Source organism: Mesorhizobium sp. WSM4819 (assembly GCF_055811215.1).
In genome coordinates this window covers 1-972 of record NZ_JBVVQO010000087.1, presented here as the reverse complement: position 1 = coordinate 972, position 972 = coordinate 1, and the positions used below count along the sequence as shown (strand labels likewise).

The 972-nt window shown below is 57.5% G+C and carries 1 pseudogene; it reads right to left on the bottom strand.

Features of this window, described 5'->3' with window-relative positions:
- Positions 1-104, bottom strand: a pseudogene (locus AC0L18_RS32340) (co-chaperone GroES); the annotation flags it as partial.
- Positions 105-972: the final 868 nt, after the last annotated feature.

The following is a 972-nucleotide window of genomic DNA, read 5'->3' as shown; positions in this document are numbered from 1 at the left end:
TTCGCCGTGTCGGGGATGATGATCCCGCCGGCAGTCTTGGATTCGGATTCAACCCGGCGTACGACCACGCGGTCATGCAGCGGCCGGAAATTCGACTTTGCCATTTTGGATATCCCTGGTGCGGAGGTTGAAAGGTTCTCCGTTGCCGGAGCGTGGTTAGCACTCGCCGGTGGAGAGTGCTAACGTGGCGCTGAAATAGGCTGTGGGCTCGTACTAGTCAAGACGGACGAGGGGACGGCCGAAGAGCAAAGGATTTGGAATCGGCGCGGAAGCTTCGCCCCCGTTACGGTGCATCCAACTGCCTAAGCGAGCGTTTCGGCCGTAAGCGCTGGGCCAACTTTCGTCTCTGTTTGGAATGTGAAATTATGTGAAATTAATGGCCGAGCAGTCGGCCGGAATCGATGGCCAGCCAAACAGTCTGAGCTTTTTGCAATTCATCATAACCTAAGTGGCATCGCCAGAAGGAGCGCTTATCGCAATCGATGGTCTGCAAATGCCTGCCGAAGCGCCTGGCAATCCTAAAGCAAGGCGCTCGCAATTTGCTTGTTCGGTAGGTTCCGATCAGCAGGTCGAGAGGAATGCTCGTTTTGAGGACGATGTTTGGGATTTCGTGATCGAGGTGGATTGTTTCTGTGGTGAGGTTTGCGTCGGCGATTATGCGCGCCCGTCCAGTGCGCCTACCGCGCGAATCTCTCCCTGCACGAATTCCGCCGTGAACGCAGCGCGTTGAGCCGCAACGGCACCGGAAAGCCTTGACGATCATGCCGGGTACTGGCGTGTGCTGCGATGTTGTAGGTGGTCACGCGGGCCTTGACGTCATTGCGACGGTAAATGAGCAGCGGGGACCGGGTGGGGGGCTTGGGGTTAGTCCCCGCTGCTTTGAGCTGCCTTAGCAGGGTGCAGTGGCAGCACAACTAAATAGTGACTGAGCGATGACAGGACCCAGACAGCGGAGCCTTGGGCACCCTGTCA